Consider the following 6,743-nt stretch of genomic DNA (forward strand, 5'->3'; position numbering starts at 1 on the left):
GTTGAGGCTTTAAAAATATATTTTTCAGTTATCAGAATGAAAAGAGAATTAAAGATAGTAGTACTGGCGCTTGCTGCCACAGCCATAACAGCCTGCGATAAGTTCATGGATGTGAACGTGAACCCCAATGCGCCAGTAGATGTGCCCGTAGACCAGAAGCTGCCAAATGCGCTGGTGAAAACGGTTCACCTCGAAACCGGCGCACTAAACCAATTGGGCGCAGTCTGGACAGGTTATTGGGCCAAAGCCACCGACAGCCCTGGCATTACCAGCTTGTTCCGCCTCGAAGAAACATATGGTGTAGAAGCTATGTCGTTCGACCGCGATGGTCGCCCTATTTGGGAAGATACTTACACTACCCTCGTTAATTACAAAGACATAGAAACGCAGGCCACTGAAAACGGTGATCTGGCATATGCCGGTATCTCCAAAGTTATGCAGGGCTGGCACTTTATGCGCCTGGTAGACCTGTACGACAACGTGCCTTTTTCGGAAGCGCTTCGCGGAGGCAGGTATGCCACACCTCAGTACGAAGAAGGACAAACCGTATATGAAGGATCGATTAACCTGATAACAGAAGGTATCCGGAATATAAAAGAGGCCTCTGATTTATCTAAGAAACCGGCTGCCGATGATGTGATGTTCAAAGGTAACCTCACGCTCTGGATTAAGTTCGCGAACACTGTAAAATTGCGTGCGCTATTGCGGCAGAGCGAGCTTGGTAACACGGCCTATATTACCAGCGAGCTTGCAAAAATACAGCAGGAGGGAAGTGGCTTTTTAGGTGCTGGCGAGAGTGCTTTGGTAAACCCTGGCTACCAGGTAACGGCAGGCTTGCAAAACCCGTTCTGGGACATGTTTTACAAAAACCCGGTTGGGGCCCTAACCAGCGGCTACAACACCTTGCGCCCAACCGAGTTTGTGGTGCAGCAGTATCAAAACCGCCTCGATCCACGCCTGGCAAAGCTCTACAAGCCGGTAGGCGCCAGCTATAAAGGCGTGCCGCTTGGTCAGGTTTCAGGCGCAGCGTTTACCATGAGCAACACATCGGCTTTGTTAGGACCTGCCGAAAACGGGAACCAACCAGCAGGCCTTCTGAAAAGTGCGCAGCAGCCATCGGTGCTTCTGTCTTCTTCTGAGAGTTTATTTCTACAGGCTGAGGCTGCTGAGCGTGGCTGGCTAACCGGCGCACAAGATGCCTACGAAGCGGCCATAAAAGAGTCGTTTGCCTACCTGGGTGTGGAGGCAGCAGAGTTTACAGTTTATAATGCTTTGCCTGCCGTAAACTACACCCTCGCTCCAAACAAAATCGAGCGCATAATAGAGCAGAAGTGGCTGGCTCTTAACAGCATCAGCAGCATAGAGGCCTGGAACGATTACCGCCGCCTGGGTTATCCGGCTGGCATTCCGCAGTCGCTGCAGAGCCCATCTCCAAATCCCGCATTCAGACCTAAACGCCTGACCTACCGCCAGTCTGAGGTATACACGAACCGCGAAGAAGTTGCCAAGCAAGGTCAGATCGACCCATTCCAAAATGGTGTGTTCTGGGATAAATAAGTACAAAGTTAAACTGTGAATGATGGAAAACGCCGTTGCCTAGCAGCGGCGTTTTTTTTGTGTCTGTTAGAATTTACAGAAACTACTTCTTGTGAAATGAATTTTATCAGCAGCGTAATTTTTAAAGCAAGTAAATTTTGATAGGATGTTGCTCTGCCCAATGATTTGCCTATAGGAGAAGTGCCTATAATTTATTTTATTTAGGAATCTGAAGAAGTGCCTTTGCTTGCTATCTGTTTGGGAAGTAAAGTGAAACTACTTCCGGACATAGTGCAGATAAGTTGAATATTCGGTTTATCTGGTAGTTGTACCTAATGTGAGATGACGATAAAAAAGCTTCAAAAAATCAACCAATTCAGTAAACTCTGCAAAACTGAGATAAACGCTATTCTGACAAAGAAAGGGTATAAATTGACCAAAGAGGAAGATCATCCAGCATCCTTTGAGTCAAAATATTGGGTTTGGACTAACTACAGGACAAAACACTGTTACCGCTTTATTTGGGATGGTAAAAATGATTGGTTTAGTTTAGAAGAATCTCCATATATAAATGATCCAGAAAAGGTAGGTTGGGCGGATGTTATAGTTGTTGATTTTGAAGGACACGTCAGTAATTTAGATTATTGGAAGGAAATAATCAGGGAGATAACTTTTGAAATAGAATAAAAAATACTAGGTACAACCCTATTCAGCCTTAACCCTTGCTATGCTTCGGCTGCACCAGACCGTTACCCACCACAAGTATGCAACCTTATCATAAACCCCTAGAAGGCTAACAGTAAAAAAACCTCCGGAAGGGCATTTTCATTAGAATAATTCAGAAAAAAGAAGCCCGGCAACTTTTAAAGCTGCCGGGCTTATACTTGACTTAAGAATTTTTACTTCACAATAAACACATGCGCCCGCTTTGGCCCGTGAGCACCAATTACCAGCGATTGCTCAATGTCGGCGGTGCGGGAGGGGCCGGAGATAAAGGCTCCGAAACCGGGCACTGATACATCCAGCCTGGCGTAGGCTTCGTGCATGTTATTCACCACATCCTGCTCCGATACCACCAGCATCAGGTGCTCCGTAATAAAAGGGAGTACACGTATTGGTAAATGTTCCTCGCTTACCCACACAGCGCCATTCTCTGCCACAGCCAACGTACCTTGCACCACGGCCATTTCGAGATTCGCCAATGTATGGCCATCTTCTATCGGGCCGCTGAGTTCCTGTCCAAATCCTACGCCTTTAACCGTGTTTAAGACCCGCTCCGGTGTTTCGTAATGCTTTTTCAGGTAAGCACCTATTGCGCTCAGGCTTTCTACCTGCATCACCACAGTTCCTACGGCCTCTGCTATGCGCACATATTTCTCCAGAACGTCGGCAGCCGGAAGTGGCGGAAAGGCCAGGGTGGCCGGCAACGGAGCGGCTGCAGGTTTATTGGCTTTTACTTGTTTTAGAATGCTTTCGCGGCTACTCATGATTTCTTCTTGTTTTTAATGTACCAGTCTCTGAAACTCTCTTTTGGTGCCTCCGGCATGTCGCGCTGCTTGGCCCAGGGGTTAACGGCTTTTATGCTGGCCAGGCCAGGAGCCAGGCGCATCATAAACCTCCCCGATTTACCTGCTACTCTAAACAAGGTCGGGTTAGCCATCACATTGGCCATTACTTTCATGCCCTGCGCTTTGGTAGCAGGCACGTAGCCTTCTTTGGCAATTATCTGCCGCCACTGGTAGAGCTGGTTATGTATATCAATCTTAACCGGGCACACATTTGTGCAGGAGCCGCAGAGGGTAGAGGCAAACGGTAAGTCGGCGTTCTTTTTCATGTCCATGTTAGGAGCCAGAATAGCACCGATAGGACCGGAGATTGCATAATGGTAACTATGGCCCCCACTGCGCCTGTACACCGGGCAGGTGTTAATGCAGGCACCGCAGCGGATGCACTTGAGCGAGTTGTAAAAATCTTTGCGACCTAATTGTATGCTGCGGCCATTATCTACGAGCACAATATGCATTTCCTGGTCTGGCCGTGGCCTGTGGAAGTGGCTGGAGTAGGTAGTTATAGGCTGACCAGTGGCGCTACGGGCCAGCAGGCGCAGGAACACGCTCAGGTTCTCGGCCTTCGGAATAATTTTTTCGATGCCCATGCAGGCAATATGCACTTTGGCCAGGTGCGCGCCCATGTCGGCGTTGCCTTCATTGGTACACACTACAAAACCACCGGTTTCGGCAATGGCAAAGTTTACGCCCGTTATGGCCAGATCTGAGGTCAGGAACTTTTCGCGCAGGTGCTGGCGGGCCGCTTCGGTTAAGTAAGCCGGGTCAGAAGCGCCTTTCTCCGTGCCCAGGTGCTTATGAAATAGCTCGCCTACCTCTTCCTTGCGCTTATGAATACAAGGTAGTACAATGTGGCTCGGCGGCTCCTGTGCCAGCTGCACCACACGCTCACCCAAATCGGTATCCACTACATCAATGCCATTGTCAGCCAGGTAATCGTTCAGGTGGCACTCTTCGGTCAGCATCGATTTGCTTTTTACCAGCTTCTGAATGCCATGCTTGTTGATGATGTCGAGGACAATGCGGTTATGCTCGGCTGCATCGGCTGCCCAATGTACCGTAATGCCGTTTTGCTTCGCGTTCTGCTCAAACTGCTCCAGGTAGGTATCCAGGTTTGCCAGCACGTTCTGCTTTATCTGGGAGGCGGTTTCGCGGAGCAGCTCCCACTCGGGCAACTGCTTGGAGGCTACATCTCTTTTCTCGCGGATAAACCAGAGCGCCTTGTCGTGCCAGTTTACGCGCTCCTCATCCTCCATGAACTTATCTGCCGCCTTGGCGTGGTCGGTAGGTGCTATGTATGTTGAACTACTCATAATTGGCCGTTTAAAATTTCTGCAATGTGTAAAACTTTAACCCCGCTTTTCTGCCGCTTCAGAATCCCTTCCATGTGCATGAGGCAAGATACGTCGCCGCCGGTAATATAGTCGGCGCCATGCTCCAGGTGGTCCTGTACGCGGTCTTTCCCCATTTTTACCGATACTGCCTCTTCCGACACGCAAAATGTGCCGCCAAAACCGCAGCATTCGTCTTTGCGGTTCAGCTGCACCAGCTCAATGTCTTTTACAAGGCTTAACAGAAAACCGGGCTTCGAGAAATCTTCGGCGTTCAGCTCCGACATCTGCGAGAGGTGCAGCCCGCGTTGGCCGTGGCAGCTTACATGGAAGCCCACTTTATGCGGAAAGCTTGCCTGCAGCTCCTTTACCTGCAGCACATCGGTCAGGAACTCGCACAGCTCGTAAATGCGGCTACGAATCTGGTCGGCTGCTGCCTGGTTCTTGTCGTCGTGCAGGTGGTCTTTTATGTGCAGCACACAACTGCCGGAGGGAGCCACAATGTAATCGTAGCCCGTAAAGTTTTTGACAAACAGGCTGTCGCAGCCCTGGGTGTAGTGCGAGAAACCGGAGTTCGCCATAGGCTGTCCGCAACAGGTCTGCTGCAGCGGGTAATCGACATCAACCCCCAGTTTCTCGAGCAACTGCAGCGTTGCTACAGCCACCTGCGGGTAAAACTGGTCGATGTAACAAGGTATAAATAAACCGACTTTCATATTTTTAGATGCTAGTGCTTTGTCTAATTAAAAATTAAAAATTATTATGGAGCGAGGACGCTCGCTCCTGACTTTTATTCCACGGACTCTGGCCGTTACGGAAGTTTAAAAGTCTCTTTTTATAAAATAAGTAATCTGAGTACTCTTAACTTACAGAGTTTAATATCAGCCTGTATTAACCGAAAAGCTGATCAATTTCAAGGTACATAAAATTGAATTAAAACTGCTGCCTGAATCGCTTTTTAGCTAATGCACAGGGTACAGGCGTAACTCACAAATTACGATAAATAAATAAAGTGCACATCCTTATAAATTAACCACTTTTGATATTATATTAACATGTTATTAGTATTAGCCAGAGATTCTAAGTTAAGATTTATCAGATGAAGCCTTTTTTGCTTAAAGTAGATGTTTCCCCGGAGCAATCGTTCAGAGTTCGGAACAAGGTAAATCCGCTGGACTACAACCAGTGGCATTACCACCCGGAGCTGGAACTAACGTTTATTCAAAAAGGCAGCGGCATAAGGTTCGTAGGCGACAACATCGAGAACTTTCAGGCAGGAGATTTGATTTTGCTGGGAGAGAACCTGCCGCACTTCTGGCGCAGCGATGAGGCGCAGGAAGAGCAGGCCTGTGAGGCGCTGGTAGTACAGTTTCTGGCCGATTTCTGGGGCAACTCCTTTATGAACCTGCCGGAGCTGGCCCTGCTGAAGGACTTGTTTCAGAAAGCCAAACGGGGCATCCGGATCAGGGGAGAGTCGCAGCAGGAGGTGAGTACCTTGATGCAGGAGTTAAGCACTGTGGCCGGGCTTGAGCGAATTTTGCTTTTGCTGCGCCTGCTACAGGTAATTGCACATTCTCCTGAAATTACTTTTCTGTGCAGCAGCGGCTTCCACAGCTCCCTTAGCGAGGCAGAAACAAAGCGTATGTCCGATATCCACACCTACACACTTGCTAATTTCTCTTCTAAAATAAAGCTGGAGGAGGTGGCAGCGCTCGTGCACCTGACACCGAATGCCTTTTGCCGCTATTTTAAAACCCATGCCCGAAAAACGTTTTCCCAGTTTCTGCTCGAGATTCGGGTGGGGCATGCCTGCAAGCTTTTAATGGAAGGAAAGCTGCCGGTAGGGCAGATCTGCCTGGATAGCGGCTTTCAGAACTTCTCTAATTTTAACCGCTACTTTAAAGCCATTACCAAGCTTACGCCGCAGGAATACCAGAGACTTCACAAAGGAGGCAAGTAACTGCACTTAACCTATAAGTGCTCCTTGGCTAAATTTGATTCAAAATCCTTTGGAAGGCTGTTTCCATTAGAATAATTCGATTGTGGGGCAGCAAAGGGTTTCTTCTCTCTTCTTTCACTTCCACACTTTTGTCACTCTGCAAGGATCTTGTGGGCAAGATCCATCAGCAGCGGCTACAGGTGTTGTAGCCTAAGTTCGCATAGTAGCTTTTACTTACTGGCATAGGGGCGTGATTTATTTCATAGCTGAAGTCTTTGTTTTTTTGTTTTGATATAAAAAGATTGAATTAGGCACTTGTTTAATGGCTAAGAAAGCTGTAAATTGATTGAAATAGAGCTATTTACATGGAGA

6 protein-coding genes are annotated in these 6,743 nt (G+C 48.2%); 3 read left to right on the forward strand and 3 right to left on the reverse strand.

Features of this window, described 5'->3' with window-relative positions; all coding sequences use genetic code 11:
- Window positions 1-36: 36 nt before the first annotated feature.
- Together FVR03_RS09910 and FVR03_RS09915 are read left to right on the forward strand one after the other, a co-directional pair.
- A complete protein-coding gene (locus FVR03_RS09910; protein WP_147921590.1) occupies window positions 37-1,557 on the forward strand; it encodes a SusD/RagB family nutrient-binding outer membrane lipoprotein in 1,521 nt (506 codons plus the stop codon).
- A 321-nt stretch (window positions 1,558-1,878) separates the two neighbouring features.
- A complete protein-coding gene (locus FVR03_RS09915) occupies window positions 1,879-2,223 on the forward strand; it encodes a hypothetical protein (protein ID WP_147921591.1) in 345 nt (114 codons plus the stop codon).
- Window positions 2,224-2,435: 212 nt separating this feature from the next.
- Here the strand turns inward: FVR03_RS09915 and FVR03_RS09920 are convergent, their stop codons facing one another.
- The 3 genes from FVR03_RS09920 to FVR03_RS09930 are packed head-to-tail and all read right to left on the reverse strand — an operon-like array spanning window position 2,436 to window position 5,148.
- A complete protein-coding gene (locus FVR03_RS09920; RefSeq protein WP_147921592.1) occupies window positions 2,436-3,023 on the reverse strand; it encodes a LutC/YkgG family protein in 588 nt (195 codons plus the stop codon).
- Window positions 3,020-4,414, reverse strand: coding sequence for a LutB/LldF family L-lactate oxidation iron-sulfur protein (locus FVR03_RS09925; protein WP_147921593.1), 1,395 nt, complete (start codon window positions 4,412-4,414; stop codon window positions 3,020-3,022). The genes FVR03_RS09920 and FVR03_RS09925 overlap by 4 nt, the downstream gene beginning before the upstream one ends.
- A complete protein-coding gene (locus tag FVR03_RS09930) occupies window positions 4,411-5,148 on the reverse strand; it encodes a (Fe-S)-binding protein (protein WP_147921594.1) in 738 nt (245 codons plus the stop codon). The genes FVR03_RS09925 and FVR03_RS09930 overlap by 4 nt, the downstream gene beginning before the upstream one ends.
- A gap of 383 nt (window positions 5,149-5,531) precedes the next feature.
- On the opposite strand from FVR03_RS09930, the gene FVR03_RS09935 reads away from it, so the two are divergent.
- A complete protein-coding gene (locus FVR03_RS09935; RefSeq protein ID WP_147921595.1) occupies window positions 5,532-6,392 on the forward strand; it encodes an AraC family transcriptional regulator in 861 nt (286 codons plus the stop codon).
- Window positions 6,393-6,743 lie beyond the last annotated feature (351 nt).

Origin of the sequence: Pontibacter qinzhouensis (assembly GCF_008017455.1) — a bacterium.
GTDB lineage: Bacteria > Bacteroidota > Bacteroidia > Cytophagales > Hymenobacteraceae > Pontibacter > Pontibacter qinzhouensis.